15 protein-coding genes and 1 tRNA gene are annotated in these 12,604 nt (G+C 65.3%); 5 read left to right on the top strand and 11 right to left on the bottom strand.

The features are described 5' to 3' along the window. Nucleotides 1-8 precede the first annotated feature (8 nt). On the top strand, nucleotides 9-470 hold the full coding sequence (locus tag HYH08_RS20890; protein ID WP_220011691.1) for a DsrE family protein: 462 nt from the start codon (nucleotides 9-11) through the stop codon (nucleotides 468-470). Next, nucleotides 463-1,047, top strand: a complete 585-nt coding sequence (locus HYH08_RS20885; protein WP_220011690.1) for a TlpA family protein disulfide reductase — start codon at nucleotides 463-465, stop codon at nucleotides 1,045-1,047. Before HYH08_RS20890 ends, HYH08_RS20885 begins: the two co-directional genes overlap by 8 nt. A 5-nt stretch (nucleotides 1,048-1,052) precedes the next feature. Here the strand turns inward: HYH08_RS20885 and HYH08_RS20880 are convergent, their stop codons facing one another. The 8 genes from HYH08_RS20880 to HYH08_RS20845 form a co-directional block, all read right to left on the bottom strand. Further along, nucleotides 1,053-2,192 (bottom strand): amidohydrolase/deacetylase family metallohydrolase, encoded by a 1,140-nt coding sequence (locus HYH08_RS20880; RefSeq protein ID WP_220011764.1) that lies wholly within the window; start codon nucleotides 2,190-2,192, stop codon nucleotides 1,053-1,055. A gap of 263 nt (nucleotides 2,193-2,455) precedes the next feature. Continuing rightward, nucleotides 2,456-3,178 (bottom strand): DUF2569 family protein, encoded by a 723-nt coding sequence (locus tag HYH08_RS20875; RefSeq protein ID WP_220011689.1) that lies wholly within the window; start codon nucleotides 3,176-3,178, stop codon nucleotides 2,456-2,458. A 116-nt stretch (nucleotides 3,179-3,294) separates the two neighbouring features. Continuing rightward, nucleotides 3,295-3,371, bottom strand: a tRNA-Arg gene (locus HYH08_RS20870). A gap of 103 nt (nucleotides 3,372-3,474) precedes the next feature. Next, nucleotides 3,475-4,431 (bottom strand): tripartite tricarboxylate transporter substrate-binding protein, encoded by a 957-nt coding sequence (locus tag HYH08_RS20865; RefSeq protein WP_220011688.1) that lies wholly within the window; start codon nucleotides 4,429-4,431, stop codon nucleotides 3,475-3,477. Nucleotides 4,432-4,493: 62 nt separating this feature from the next. Further along, nucleotides 4,494-4,865, bottom strand: a complete 372-nt coding sequence (locus HYH08_RS20860) for a dimethylsulfonioproprionate lyase family protein (RefSeq protein ID WP_220011687.1) — start codon at nucleotides 4,863-4,865, stop codon at nucleotides 4,494-4,496. A 24-nt stretch (nucleotides 4,866-4,889) separates the two neighbouring features. Further along, nucleotides 4,890-5,528, bottom strand: a complete 639-nt coding sequence (locus tag HYH08_RS20855) for an RraA family protein (protein ID WP_220011686.1) — start codon at nucleotides 5,526-5,528, stop codon at nucleotides 4,890-4,892. A gap of 21 nt (nucleotides 5,529-5,549) precedes the next feature. Further along, entirely contained in the window at nucleotides 5,550-7,067 is a 1,518-nt protein-coding gene (locus tag HYH08_RS20850) for an AMP-binding protein (RefSeq protein ID WP_220011685.1), read from the bottom strand. 105 nt (nucleotides 7,068-7,172) lie between these two features. Beyond that, nucleotides 7,173-8,201 carry an alpha/beta hydrolase gene (locus HYH08_RS20845; RefSeq protein ID WP_220011684.1) on the bottom strand — a complete coding sequence of 343 codons (1,029 nt, stop codon included), beginning with the start codon at nucleotides 8,199-8,201 and terminating at the stop codon, nucleotides 7,173-7,175. A 209-nt stretch (nucleotides 8,202-8,410) separates the two neighbouring features. Between HYH08_RS20845 and HYH08_RS20840 the strand changes: the two genes are divergently transcribed. Next, on the top strand, nucleotides 8,411-9,031 hold the full coding sequence (locus HYH08_RS20840) for a hypothetical protein (RefSeq protein ID WP_220011683.1): 621 nt from the start codon (nucleotides 8,411-8,413) through the stop codon (nucleotides 9,029-9,031). 139 nt (nucleotides 9,032-9,170) lie between these two features. Here the strand turns inward: HYH08_RS20840 and HYH08_RS37815 are convergent, their stop codons facing one another. Next, complete coding sequence (locus HYH08_RS37815; RefSeq protein ID WP_349631450.1) at nucleotides 9,171-9,383, bottom strand: hypothetical protein; 213 nt, start codon at nucleotides 9,381-9,383, stop codon at nucleotides 9,171-9,173. Nucleotides 9,384-9,401: 18 nt separating this feature from the next. Continuing rightward, nucleotides 9,402-10,409 (bottom strand): 2-dehydropantoate 2-reductase, encoded by a 1,008-nt coding sequence (locus HYH08_RS20830; protein ID WP_220011681.1) that lies wholly within the window; start codon nucleotides 10,407-10,409, stop codon nucleotides 9,402-9,404. Between the two features lie 161 nt (nucleotides 10,410-10,570). On the opposite strand from HYH08_RS20830, the gene HYH08_RS20825 reads away from it, so the two are divergent. Continuing rightward, entirely contained in the window at nucleotides 10,571-11,143 is a 573-nt protein-coding gene (locus HYH08_RS20825; RefSeq protein WP_220011680.1) for a YidB family protein, read from the top strand. A gap of 42 nt (nucleotides 11,144-11,185) precedes the next feature. Continuing rightward, the gene (locus HYH08_RS20820; RefSeq protein ID WP_220011679.1) at nucleotides 11,186-11,458 is read left to right on the top strand and encodes a GlsB/YeaQ/YmgE family stress response membrane protein; all 273 of its coding nucleotides are present in this window, start codon (nucleotides 11,186-11,188) and stop codon (nucleotides 11,456-11,458) included. 145 nt (nucleotides 11,459-11,603) lie between these two features. On the opposite strand, the gene HYH08_RS20815 is transcribed toward HYH08_RS20820, so the two are convergent. Continuing rightward, nucleotides 11,604-12,389, bottom strand: coding sequence for an SDR family NAD(P)-dependent oxidoreductase (locus tag HYH08_RS20815; protein WP_220011678.1), 786 nt, complete (start codon nucleotides 12,387-12,389; stop codon nucleotides 11,604-11,606). Nucleotides 12,390-12,604: the final 215 nt, after the last annotated feature.

Raw genomic sequence — 12,604 nt, 5'->3', positions numbered from 1 at the left:
CGGCCGCCATGATCTCAGCGAAAGGATGGTCCCGCAGGGGCCTGCTCGCGGGGACCGCGATCCTCACGGCTGGCGGCACCGCCGCCGCCAAGGAGGATCGCCTCGCAGACGGCGTCGTGATCCTGATCGACAGCAACGAGCCCTATGTCATGGGTCACGCGATCAGCTATTCGGCGAACCTGTCCAAGCATTTTGCCGACAGGGGTGCGCGATTGCTGATCGAGGTCGTCGCCAACGGCAAGGGCATCGACGTCTTCCGCGCCGACAAGACGCCGCTGGTCGAGCCGCTGGCGACGCTGCGGCAATCGCTGCCGAACCTCAGCTACAGCATGTGCGCCTCGTCCAAGGCGATCGCCGAAGCCAAGGAGCATATCTCTATCCCGCTGATCGCAGGCGCGAGCCTCGTGCCGTTCGGCATCGGGCGCGTCGTCGACCTGCAGTTGAAGGGGTGGGCCTACATTCATGCGTGAGAGACCTCATGCATTGTCGCGGCGATCGATCCTGATCGCTGCGCCGGCCTATCTCGCTTGCCTGCGCGCAGGCCACGCGCAGGAAAGCTGGCCCCCGGTGTTCGAAGCCGGTCGCAGCCAGTTCACGGTCGTGCGGCCGCGCGCGGCGATGCCGCCGATCCGGCTTGCCGATCTTCACGGCAAGGACGTGGCGGTGACGGCGAAGCCGGGCCGCATCACCCTCGTCAATTTCTGGGCGACGTGGTGCGCGGCCTGCCGGCTCGACCTGCCGACGCTGGCAAGCCTCGCAAGCTCGCGGCCAGACCGGATCGACATCGTCGCGATCTGCACCGACACCAAGGACCTCGCAAAAATCCGCAAATTTCTCGGCGGCCTCGCCGTGCAGAACCTCGCCTGCTATGCCGACGCCCATGGCGCGGCGGCGGAAACATCCAAGGCGATGTTTCCGCTGGTCGGCATGCCCATCACCTATCTCGTCGGAACGAGCGGCGTCGTCGAGGGCTACATCGCAGGCGCCCCCGACTGGCTCTCACCCGCCGGCGCGCGCCTGCTGCAATTCTATCGCGAGCAAAGCTGATCGAATTAATTCGGATGCCACCAGCGGCCGCCGATGACGACGCCCTCGGACACGATCTTGCGATCCCCGATCAAGTGCTCGCCGACGACGTCCTCGTAGTCGAACTGGCCTTGTTTGACCGAGATCAGCGTGGCATCGCCGACGCTGCCCGGCTTGAGGCTGCCGAGCTCGGGACGCCGCAGCGCCATCGCCGCATTCACGGTCGAGGCCGCAACCACGTCGGACAGCTCCATGCCCATGCACAAGAATTTCGACATGGTCGTGACCTGGTCGTAGGCGGGGCCATCGATGCAAAGCTGGTGGATATCGGAGGAGATCGTGTCCGGATAGAAGCCGTTGGCGAGCATCGCGCGCGCGGTCTTGAACGCGAACGAGCCCTTGCCGTGGCCGATGTCGAACAGCACGCCACGCTCGCGCGCATCCAGCACCGCCTTCTTCACCGTACCCTGCGCCGTCGCCGGCGTGTTCGGGAACGGGCGGAACGCATGGGTGAGGATGTCGCCGGGACGCAGGCGGCCGATCACCTCTTCATAGCTCGGCGGCGGATGGTCGATATGCGCCATCAGGGGCATGCCGACTTCGTTCGCGACCTCGAGCGCGATGTCGAGCGGCACCGCCCCCGACGTGCCGGAGGAGTGCAGGCCGACGCGGACCTTGATGCCGACGATGAGGTCGCGGTTTTCGTCGGCCACCTTGGCGGCCTCGATCGGGTTCATCAGCCTGAGCTCCTCGCTCTCGCCGACCATGATCCGGTGCGAGAAGCCGAAGATGCCGGCATGGGAGACGTGGAGATAAGCGAGGATGCGGACCTGGCTCGGCTCGATCACATGCTTGCGAAAGCCGGCAAAGTTGCCGGGCCCGGCGCTGCCCGTATCGACCGACGTGGTGACGCCGGAGGCGCGGCAGAACTCCTCGGCATCGATGCCGAGCGAGGTACCGCCCCAATAGACGTGGGTGTGGAGGTCGATCAGCCCGGGCGTCACGATGAACTGCGAGACATCGCGCACCTCCGTGCCCGGATCCGCCTTGAGCCCGCTGCCGACAGCGGCCACCTTGCCGCCCGCGAAGGCAACATCGGTCACGGCGTCGAGCTTCTGGGACGGGTCGACCACACGGCCGCCGCGCAGGATCAAGTCGAAAGGCATCATTATCTCCGGATAGGGCAGGCAGGGACCGGGCTGGAAGGGGTACTTCCAGCCCGGTCGCCTCTGTTAGCAATTTTCGCGCCGTTCAAGCAAATCAACGGCGATCAATGCCCGTTGGGCCTGCGATCCGCGCGCGGCGCCCCTGGCCCTCGTTGTCGTTGTTCCTGGTTCAGCGATTGCGTCAGTGTTTACGCCTTGGCGTTCGCTTTGGCCTCATTCGGCGCGCGCTCCTGCAGGGCAGCCCTCTGGTCGCGCAAATTGGCTTATTTCGTGAACGTATTGGCGACCCTGCGGGAGCGAAGCAGATACATGATCCAGACCGCGGCACTGATCGCACCGACTATGGTTTGTCCGATCTGTCCAGGCTCGACGATGAAAAAATCGCTGAAAGGACGGCTCAGGGCGGCGGAAAAGAACGATGCGACGAAGAGCAGATCGACGAACGGCATCAGCACCGCGCAGATCGCCTGCACGATGAAGAAGGCTGGAAACCGGTGCGAACGCATGAACATGAGCACCGTTGTCAAGATCGCGAAGCCGATCATGGCGGCATTGATCAGCATCTCGGTCCAGATGACGGTCGGAGCAAAAGTCCAAACGTCGTCGGTGATCGACTGCACATATTGTACGACGTTGAAGACGAGGCGTAGGATTCCCATGACCTGGCCGAACGCGAGAAGCGCGAGCCAGCCACTGATGCCGGTCATGTCGGGTTGAACATCTCTGAACGCGGCAGCGTCTTCGGCTGGGACGGTAGGCTCCCGAACGGCGTCAGCCGGTAGCGGTGCCGGATCCGCCAGCTGCGGTCGAAGAAGCTGCTCCGCGATCTCGCGCACCTCCGCGACCGGCTTCCAGCTTTCCAGCCCCTCCCGCCAGACCAGCACGCGCTGCCAATCCGCGATGCGAGCCAGGAGTGGAAGCAGCTCCGAAACCGGCATCGGACCGCGCTTCCGACCGCCGTCCGCGTAGAACCACAAATCCGCCATGCCGACGCCCCCGCACCCGACCATATTCTAGCCGGCTATCGGCACACGTCACGATAGAAAACGATTGGAAGGGGGCCCGGCACCGCGCTCGTGGCGACGCATAAGTCTCGAAAAAATGGCGATCCCGGCATGACTCGAACATGCGACCTACGGTTTAGGAAACCGCCGCTCTATCCGGCTGAGCTACGGGACCGCGGAACCCGCCGATAAGGCGGGTTGCCTGGAGGTGTACATATCAAAGCGAGGGCCGAATCGGAAGCCCTCGCCGCGATCAATGCGATCGTCGGCGGGTAGCCTTACGCCCTGATATTGTTGTCCTTCACCACCTTGCCCCAGATGGCGACCTGCTTGTCGAAGAAGGTCTTGAAGGCGGGCCCGTCCTCGAGCAGCAGCGTCATCTGCTGGGTCTCCTTGAGCTGGGCGGCGGTCGCCGGCTCGCTCAGGATCTCCTTCGACGCCGCTGCAAGGCCCGCGACGATGTCAGGCGGCGTGCCTGTCGGCGCGAAGATACCCCACCAGGCGAGCGTCTCGAAATCCGGAAAGCCGGCCTCGATCGCGGTCGGGGTGTCCGGCAGGCCCGGCAGGCGCTCGCGGCCGAGCTGCAGGATCGGACGCAGCATGTTGGTGCCGAGCTGGGCTGCGACCAGCGCCGCCGATCCCGCGATGAGATCGACATGGCCGCCGAGCACGTCGTTCATGGCAGGTCCCCCGCCGCGATAGGGCACGTGCATGATCTCGACGCCGGCCCTATTGCCGAGCACGGTCATGGCGAGATGGCCGAGCGTGCCGATGCCGACGGAGGCGTATTTCACCGCGCCCGGCGTCGCCTTGCAGGCGGCGACCACATCGGCAAAGCTCTTGTAGGGGCGGCTGGCGCCGGCCGCGATCACGTAAGGCGCGGTGCCGACCAGCAGCACCGGCATCAGCTCGCGCTCGACATCGACGGGCGGCTTGTCGAGGATAGCAGGGATCACCGCGTGGGAATCGAAGGTGACCAGGAATGACGAACCATCCGGTGGACTCTTGGCGACCTGCGCCGCGCCGAGCGCGCCTGCCGCACCCGACTTGTTCTCGACCACGACGATGCGGTTGAGCTTTGTCTGGAGATTGGCCTGCAGCAGCCGCGCCATCGCATCGGTCGATCCGCCTGGCGGAAACGGCACCACCAGCGTGATCTTCGAAGCCTCCGCGCGCGCCGGTGCCATCGCCAGAATGGCAGGCGCGGCGAGCAGCACCCGTCGTGTGATCGTCATGGTCCCCTCCCTTTGTTCTTGCGCCCGGCTTTTGCTCTTTGGCGCGACGACGTGATCCGGCTTCAGGCCATGCCGAAACCCGATCCCGCTTTCTTGTATTCTGGGCGCGGTGGACTGAAAATGTCCAGCACGCGGGCGCCATCAGGGCCGGCGCGCATGGTGTGCGGCACGTTGCCGGGCGTGCGCCAGAAATCGCCCTTCTTCACGGCAATTTCCTCGTCGCCCTGGACGCGGATGGCGGAGCCGTCGAGCAGCACGCCCCATTGCTCCTCCGGATGATGGTGCAGCGTGCCTTGTGCATGCGGGGCCAGCGTCACCACCGACAGCATCGCCTGCTCGCCGGAGAAGATGCGCGTGGTCACGCCCGCCGCGAGCTCGCGAAACAGCCCGTCGGCGGGATTGTCGATGTTGTGGAATTCTTCCTTCTGGCTCAATTGGCGCTCCCTGCCCTGCTTTGATTACGATTTGCCGTACGAGCCCTGATAGCGGCCCTCGCGGATCGCCTTCATGGTTTCCTCCTCGCGTGCGACCTGGATGCGGACCGCTTCCAGCAGCGCGGCGGCGCCGACGGCGGGAAACGACACCACGCCATCCTCGTCGCCGACGACGATGTCACCGGGCGAGATCACGCTGCCGCCGATCGTCACGGGCACGTTGATCTCGCCGGGACCATTCTTGTAGGGACCGCGATGGATCACCGCGCGGGCATAGCAGGGGAAGTCGTCGGCTGCGAACGAGGCGACATCGCGGATCGCGCCGTCGATCACATAGCCTTCCGCTTTACGCCACTGCGCGATGTTCTTCATGATCTCGCCGACCAGCGCGCGCGTCTCATCGCCGCCGCCGTCGACCACGATGACATCGCCGGGGCCGACCAGATCGAGCGCGCGGTGGATGGCGAGATTGTCGCCGGGACGGGTGCGCACGGTGAAAGCCGTGCCGACCAGCTTGGCACCGCGATGATAGGGTTTTAGCCCCACCGCGCCCGGGAGCCGGGCGAGATTGTCGGAGATGACCGAGGTCGGCGCGCCGCGAAAGCCCTCGATGATATCCGCCGGCGGTTTTGGTACGCTGTTCGCTGCGATGGTGATGGTCATGTCCAGAATTCCCTCGGTGAATTACTCGGCGTGCGCCCGCGCCTTCGTCGGCCAGATCCGGAAGGCGCGCCCTTCCTTCATCCACGCCGCGCGCTCGTCGCGCAACAGTGTTCTGCGGACCTTGCCCGAATCATCGCGCGGCGGCGCGCTGACGATCTCGAAACTCTCGGGATGCTTGTAGCGGCTCAGCCTGTCCTTCAGGAAATCAGCCATGCCATCGGCGATGGCCTGACCATCCGCATCAGCCTCCGGCTCGATGATGGCATGAACGCGCTGGCCCAGTTCCGGATCGGGCAAGCCCACCACGACGCAAGAACGCACGCCGGGGGCCTCGGAGACCGCGGCTTCGACCTCGGCGGGATAGATATTGGCGCCGCCGCGCAGGACCATGTCGGCGAGACGGTCGCCGAGATAGAGATAGCCGTCCGCATCCAGCCGGCCGATATCGCCGAGCGATTCCCAGCCGTCCGCACGGCGCTTCGGCTCGGCGCCGAGATAATGATAGGTGGCATCCTTGCCGTCGTTGTTGAGGAAATAGATCTCGCCGGTCTCGCCCGGCGCGACGTCGTTGCCGTCCTCGCCGATGATGCGAAGCTTCGCCATCTCGCCGATCCTGCCGACCGAGCCCTTGTGGGCCAGCCATTCCGTGCCGGAGATGATGCAGGCGCCCTGTCGCTCGGTGCCGCCATAGAGCTCCCAGACGCGCTCCGGTCCGAGCCAGGCGATCCAGTTCTCCTTCAGCCAGGGCGGCATGGGAGCTGCCATGTGAAACACGGTCTGAAGGCTCGACACGTCATAAGTGTTGCGCACGCTCTCAGGCAGCGCCCAGATCCGGTGCATCATGGTCGGCACGAAATTGACCCATTGCACACGCTCGCGCGCGATCTGCCGCAGCGTCTCCTCGGCGTCGAACTTGACGAGGCCGGTGAGCTTGCCGCCGGCGAACAGCGCATAATGCGACACGATGAACGGCGCATTGTGGTAGAGCGGACCGGGATTGAGCAGCGAGACGCCGAACGGGATGTTGAGCGGCAGCGCCGCGACGGTGTCGGTCACCGCCGGATGATGATCGAGAATCACTTTCGGACGGCCGGTCGAGCCGCCTGAGGTCATCGCCTTCCAGTAGCGCGCGACCGGCGGATCGAGCGGCTCATCCGAAAAACCTTCCGGCACGAAATCGGCAGGCAATCGGTTCGGCGCATTCCAGTCGGCCTCGCCGCCGACCACGAGCGCAGGCTTCAAGATGTCGAGCACCGCGGCGGCCTCGCCGCGCGGCAGCCGCCATGACAGCGAGGTTGGCGTCGCGCCGCACTTCCACACAGCGAAGGTCGTCTCGAAGAAGGCGTTGCCGTTCGGCAGGCCGATCGCGACGAAATCACCGGGCTTGACGCCCTTGGCCGCGAACGCCCGCGCCCGCCGGTTGGCGCCGCGTTCGAGCGCGTCCCATGTCAGGGTATCCTGCCCATGCTGGACGGCGATCGTGCCTTTCGGTTTGCGCTCCGCATACCAGCGCGGCACATCGGACAGGGGCAGCAGCATCAGGCGTTTCCACTTCGTCTTCTTGGCGGCGCCCCGGAACGAAGCGCTCACGGCACGAAGTGTAACAGCCGGAGCCGGGCCTTCAAGACATCCGGCTTCAAGATATCAACGCTCGGCTCCGCAGCCCGGACTATCGAACAGGGCCGCAAGCCCACATTTCGAGGTCAGCATCTTATCGCCGTCATGGCCGACACCGGCGACGTCCCAGACCCGGTGGTTGGGCGTGCCGTTGTCGCGCTTGGCCATCGCATCGACATAAGCGTGGCCCCTGGCGTAACGATATGGCCCTTGTGCCTCGGCCATGCAGCTCTTGTCCAATGCCGGATGTTTCGGATTGGTGTCGAGCGTGCCGAGCAGATAGATCACCTCGCGCTCGACATAGCGCTGCTCCAGCGCGGCAGGTGTCGCATCCGCGAGATAGGGCGGACGCTCGCCCATGCCGTATTTCCAATTGTCGTAACCGGGACATGATGCGGCAATCTTCGGGAAGGGCCGCTCGGCGCTGAAATAGGCATAGGACGAGGGATTGGCGACGACGTAGCGGATCTCGATGTGCTGGCGCAGCAGGGCTGCCTCGCCCTTGCCGGCGATGGCGTAGCGCTGCACGACCTGACCGCCGCCGGAATGGCCGGCGACCACGACCTGCTTCAGGTTCGGGAAGATGCGCCGGTCGGCGAGCTTTGCGAGAATTGCATCGAGCGCCTCGAAGGAGGAGACCGGATTGGGCGCGAGCGCGGCATCGCCGCCCTCCCATCCCTCCAACGACCAGCGCAGCATGTCCGGCGGCAGCTTATGCGCCTCGATGTCGATCTCGGCGAGAAACTGCGGCACGATCATCAGCGCGCTCTTGCCGTCATCGCCGGCCGCGGCCTGGGCGTTGTTGGCCGAGATGTAATATTCGTCGGCGTTGCGCAGGCGTCCATGCAGCACGATGATCGCGCGCGAGGTCGCGGGCTGCGGCAGTGACCAGTCGCGGGAGAGGTAAAGCGGCAGCATGCCGCGGCCGGCGACCGAAAGCCTGGCATCGCCGATCGCCTTCACCGGCTTGCGGTTGGGCGCATCTTCGTCCGCCGCGAAGGCGTGGCCACACATCAGCCCCAAAGCCACGGCGGCAAGACAGGCCAGCGCTCTCATGACGATTAGTTCCCCTCGAAATCGAACCCGTAAAATTCTAAGCGCATCACGTGCCGCGCGGCTGTGACTGCCGTGCCACGTCAAGCGAAAAATGTCAGCATTACAGTCATGAAATTCCCGGGTTCCACGGGTGACAAGCCGGCGATAAAGGGGCAAAAATCCGGCTCGACTCAGTTCGGGTTGAGTTTTCTGGGGAATGCTCTCGTAGAATGTCGATTGTGGTTGCATCGCGTCGTGCGGCGCTCCTCGTTGCCGCAGCAGGATTTTTTCTGCTGACGCAGTCGCATGCTCAGGCGCAATGGTGGAAGCGCGCGCCGGTTGATTTCGAGGAATGCGCCGACGCCGCCGAGAAGGCCTCGACCAAGGCCGAGAAGACATCCGCGCTCGCCGATTGCAACGCCAAGTTCGCCGGCCGCCGCAAGGCCGGCGGCGGCTATTCCTATTACGACTTCCTCCAGGACCGCACTTTCGACATCGCCGGCCCCAACCCGACGCCGGAGGAGCAGAAGAAGATCGACGAAGCCTATACCGCCTATCTCGCCAATCAGCGCCGCAGCAATGAAGCAGCACAAGCCGCGATGCGTCAGCAGCGCGAGCAGCAGGAACAACAGGCGCAACAGCTTCAGCAGGTCGCGCTGCGCACCGAGGTCGCGCGTGTGCCGGTGCCGGTCGAACGGCCAAAGGTGCAGCAGACCGTCGGCCAGCGGCCGAAGGGCGCTCCCTGCGCGAAGGGTTCATTCTCCTGCGAATGGCCGCGGCTGTCGGAAAGCTTGAACGACCTGAAAAAGCTGTTCAATCCGGCGCCGACCAAGCCGGCGAAGAAGGGCTAGCTACAGCCGTCATTGCGAGCGCAGCTGCAGTAGGGTGGGCAAAGGCGGCTCTTGCGCCGTGCCCACGATCTGAGTGCGATCGGAAAAGCTCGTGGGCACGCTTCGCTTTGCCCACCCTACAGGAGCGGCGGGTGTGGCTTCAATTCGGCGGCTTCTTCTTGCTGCGCTTCGGTTTGACAACCGGCGCATCCGCGGGCGCTGTTACCGTCGATGAACTGCCGAGCTGCGACCGGCTCTCCTGCAATCGCCTGTCATATCCGGGCGAGTTCATCACCGTCGGCGGCCTTGCGTGAGCGAGCGTCGAAGCGCCGCAAAGAGCCAGCGCGAGACCGATCATCCAGCAACGCTTCATCGCGCGTCTCCCTCAACCTCACGCAGCTCCGCGGATCTGCTGCGGCGTCAGCCCGGGCGGGCCGTTGCCCGCAGCTTCCGCCTCCTTGATCAGCGCAACAATGCGGCGCATCAGGGGCACGGCGACATTGTTCTGCTCGGCAAGTGCGATCACCGCGCCTTGCAGATAGTCGATCTCGGTCTTGCGGCCCTGCTTCAGGTCCTGCCACATCGAGGAACGCGCCTCGGGATCGATCTTCATTGTCCGTCCCAGAATCGCGTTGAAGATGGCATCGGGCAGCCGCAGCAGGGTCGGTATCCACCGCACCGGGATCGGCATTGGCGAGACCGGCGTGATGCCCGCGGCCGTCATCGCCGCGACGCCTTCGGCCATCTGGTCGGCGAACAGTCTTCGCCAGTCGCGGTTCGCCAATTGCGCGGCGAGCGGCCTGTCGGACAATGCACTGAGCGCATTGTTCAGATTGATGATCAGCTTGCCCCATTGCACGCCGGTGATGTCACCGCTCGCACGCACGTTGAGGCCGGGCACCGAGAGCGTACCGGCCGTGTTCTCGGCGTCCTCTCCGATATGGATGTCGCCCGAGCTCGAGCGGTGAAACCGCCCCTCGCCCATCGCGACCACGTTGAACGGCACCATGCCGGCGAGCACGCGGCGCCCTCCGAGACGCTCGCGCAGGACGGCGACATTGCCGACACCGTTCTGCAAGGAGACGATGACGGCATCCTGCGGTGCGTGCTGTGCGATCTGGTCCGCGACATCTGCCGTGTCGGCGCTTTTGACCGTCACCAGCACGATGCCGGCGCTATGGAAGATCGCGGGATCCTCCGAGAGAGCGAGCTGCCCCGCGCCGAGCCTCTTCTCGGAACCGTCGAAATCAGTCAGCCGCAAGCCGAAGCGCTCGATCTCGGTTTTGACCCGGGGCCGCACCAGCAACGCAACGCGGCGGCTTGACGCCGCCAGCATGCCGCCGACGAAACAGCCGATAGCGCCTGCGCCCGCCACCACGATCGCTCGATCCGCAACCACTGACCCTACTCCCTGCGTGACCGGTCTTCGATAGCAGAGGCGAGGCCGGCAACCAATCGCCGCGCATCCGACTTGTAACGGTCATGGGTGCCCCATATGTTTTCGCCCCGGGGGCAGTCAGCGGCGAGCGCTCGCCGAACGAGACGCCAAAGGAGAGCACCATGGGTCTACTCGACGTCCTCAACGGCATGCAGAACGGCCCGCACGGATCGCGCACGGGCGAGCAACCCTCTTCCGGCGGCATGTCGCCGATGACCATGGCGCTGCTCGGCCTCCTCGCCTGGAAGGCATTCAAGCATATGACGGCGAACCAGTCCGGCACGGCGCCGCAACCGTCGCCAACGCCGGCCCCTCCGCCGGTCAACACCGCGGACGGCGGCGGCCTTGGCGGTCTCGGAGGCCTGCTCAAGGGCGGCCTCGGCGGCCTGCTCGCGGGTGGCGCGGCCGGCACCGTGCTCAGCGGCGGGCTCGGCGATCTCCTCAACCAGCTTCAGCAGAGCGGCCACGGCGAGGCCGCGAATTCCTGGGTCGGCAAGGGCGAGAACAAGCCGATCGCGCCGGGAGATCTCGCGAGGGCGCTCGGCGCCGACCAGATCGACAGCCTGTCCGCCCAGAGCGGCCTGTCGCGCGAGGAGCTGCTCTCCGGCCTCAGCCAATATCTGCCGCAGGTGGTCGATCATCTGACGCCGGATGGACGGCTGCCGACCGAGAACGAACTGTCGGGCCGCATTTAATCGAGTTTGGATCTACATGTTGAAGGCAAGGGGAGCACAGTCATGAGTTTCGGCGGCCTGTTGTGGATCATCATCGTCGGCTTCGTCGCCGGCCTCATCGCGCGCTGGCTCGCACCGGGGCCGAACAACCCGAGCGGCTTCATCCTCACCACCATCCTCGGCATTGCCGGTGCGTTTCTCGCGACCTTCGTGGGCCAGGCGATCGGCCACTACAGCCCCGACCAGGGCGCCGGCTTCATCATGGCCACGGTCGGCGCCGTCGTGGTGCTGTTCATCTGGCACCGGCTGGTCGCGAGCGGCGTCATCAAGGGGTAGCGGCTCGAGGCGCCGAGAGACGGCACGCCATCTCCAAATCGTCATGCCCGGGCTTGACCCGGGCATCCACGTCTTTCGATCCGCGCAGCATCACGTGGATGGCCGGGTCAAGCCCGGCCATGACGTGGAGAGAGCGCGCCATCAATCACGTAATCAAATGCATCCCCGCATCCATGCGCACGACCTCGCCGGTCATGTTGCTGGAGGCCGGCATCGCCAGGAAGCAGACCAGCTGCGCGATGTCGTCGGCGGATGACGCGACCTTGAGCGGCACCTTCGCCACCACACTGTCGCGCACCTGCTTGGCACCGGCCTCACCGCGGCCCTTGGTGAACCAGGGCGTGTCGATATAGCCGGGGCACACCGTGTTGACGCGGATCAGCGGTGCCAGCGCGCGCGACAGCGACAAGGTCATGGTGTTGAGCGCGCCCTTGCTTGCGGCATAGGCGATCGAGGAGCCGACGCCGCTGATGCCGGCAACCGAGGAGATGTTGACCACGGCGGACGGCCGCCCCGACGCCTTCGACCCGGCCTCGAGCAGGCTGCGCGCGGCGCGCACCATCTGGAACGGGCCTATGGTGTTGACGCCGTAGAGCCGCTGGAAATCCTCCGCCGACAAGCCGTCGAGATCGGCATGAGCCACATGCTTGGTGGTGCCGGCATTGTTGACGAGGATGTCCAGCCGGCCCCAGCCGCTGGCGGCCGCGACGATCCTGCGGCAATCCTCATCCTTCGAGACGTCGCCCTGCGCGACCAGCACCTCGGCCGCGCCGGCCTTGCGGCACAATTCGGCCGTGGCCTCGGCTTCCTTCTGGCTCGACGAATAGTTGATGACGAGCCGCGCCCCGCTCCTTGCGAGAATCTCGGCGGTCGCAGCGCCAAGTCCGGATGCGGACCCCGTCACGATTGCGTTCAGACTGTCTTTGGCCATCCGGACTTCCTTCCCCTGTGTAGTTGCTGGCGCTCTGTTTAGCGAGTTTGCCGCGCCCTGCAAATCGAGCAAACTCCGCTAAGCGGAATTAGTCCAGAACAGTTCTTACCTCCATGCCGAAGCCGCAGATGGGCCTGCGATCAACGCTTGTCAGGGCCATGGCTTTTTCCGATCATCGGGCGCAAGAAGAGCCTGCGCGCCGGCCCGTCGGGCGG

The organism is Bradyrhizobium sp. BR 10289 (assembly GCF_019455385.1).
Classification (GTDB): Bacteria; Pseudomonadota; Alphaproteobacteria; order Rhizobiales; family Xanthobacteraceae; genus Bradyrhizobium.
The sequence above is the reverse complement of the archived record's forward strand: the minus strand, read 5'-3'. Positions and strand labels throughout refer to the sequence as shown.

Excerpts from the sequence above, each read along its gene's own strand:
- HYH08_RS20890 (WP_220011691.1), top strand. The coding sequence starts at position 9 with ATGATCTCAGCGAAAGGATGGTCCCGCAGGGGCCTGCTCGCGGGGACC.
- HYH08_RS20850 (WP_220011685.1), bottom strand. The coding sequence starts at position 7,067 with ATGCTGCTGCCCCTGTCCGATGTGCCGCGCTGGTATGCGGAGCGCAAA.
- HYH08_RS20885 (WP_220011690.1), top strand. The coding sequence starts at position 463 with ATGCGTGAGAGACCTCATGCATTGTCGCGGCGATCGATCCTGATCGCT.
- HYH08_RS20875 (WP_220011689.1), bottom strand. The coding sequence starts at position 3,178 with ATGGCGGATTTGTGGTTCTACGCGGACGGCGGTCGGAAGCGCGGTCCG.
- HYH08_RS37815 (WP_349631450.1), bottom strand. The coding sequence starts at position 9,383 with ATGAAGCGTTGCTGGATGATCGGTCTCGCGCTGGCTCTTTGCGGCGCT.
- HYH08_RS20880 (WP_220011764.1), bottom strand. The coding sequence starts at position 2,192 with ATGCCTTTCGACTTGATCCTGCGCGGCGGCCGTGTGGTCGACCCGTCC.
- HYH08_RS20840 (WP_220011683.1), top strand. The coding sequence starts at position 8,411 with ATGTCGATTGTGGTTGCATCGCGTCGTGCGGCGCTCCTCGTTGCCGCA.
- HYH08_RS20815 (WP_220011678.1), bottom strand. The coding sequence starts at position 12,389 with ATGGCCAAAGACAGTCTGAACGCAATCGTGACGGGGTCCGCATCCGGA.
- HYH08_RS20855 (WP_220011686.1), bottom strand. The coding sequence starts at position 5,528 with ATGACCATCACCATCGCAGCGAACAGCGTACCAAAACCGCCGGCGGAT.
- HYH08_RS20820 (WP_220011679.1), top strand. The coding sequence starts at position 11,186 with ATGAGTTTCGGCGGCCTGTTGTGGATCATCATCGTCGGCTTCGTCGCC.
- HYH08_RS20825 (WP_220011680.1), top strand. The coding sequence starts at position 10,571 with ATGGGTCTACTCGACGTCCTCAACGGCATGCAGAACGGCCCGCACGGA.
- HYH08_RS20865 (WP_220011688.1), bottom strand. The coding sequence starts at position 4,431 with ATGACGATCACACGACGGGTGCTGCTCGCCGCGCCTGCCATTCTGGCG.
- HYH08_RS20845 (WP_220011684.1), bottom strand. The coding sequence starts at position 8,201 with ATGAGAGCGCTGGCCTGTCTTGCCGCCGTGGCTTTGGGGCTGATGTGT.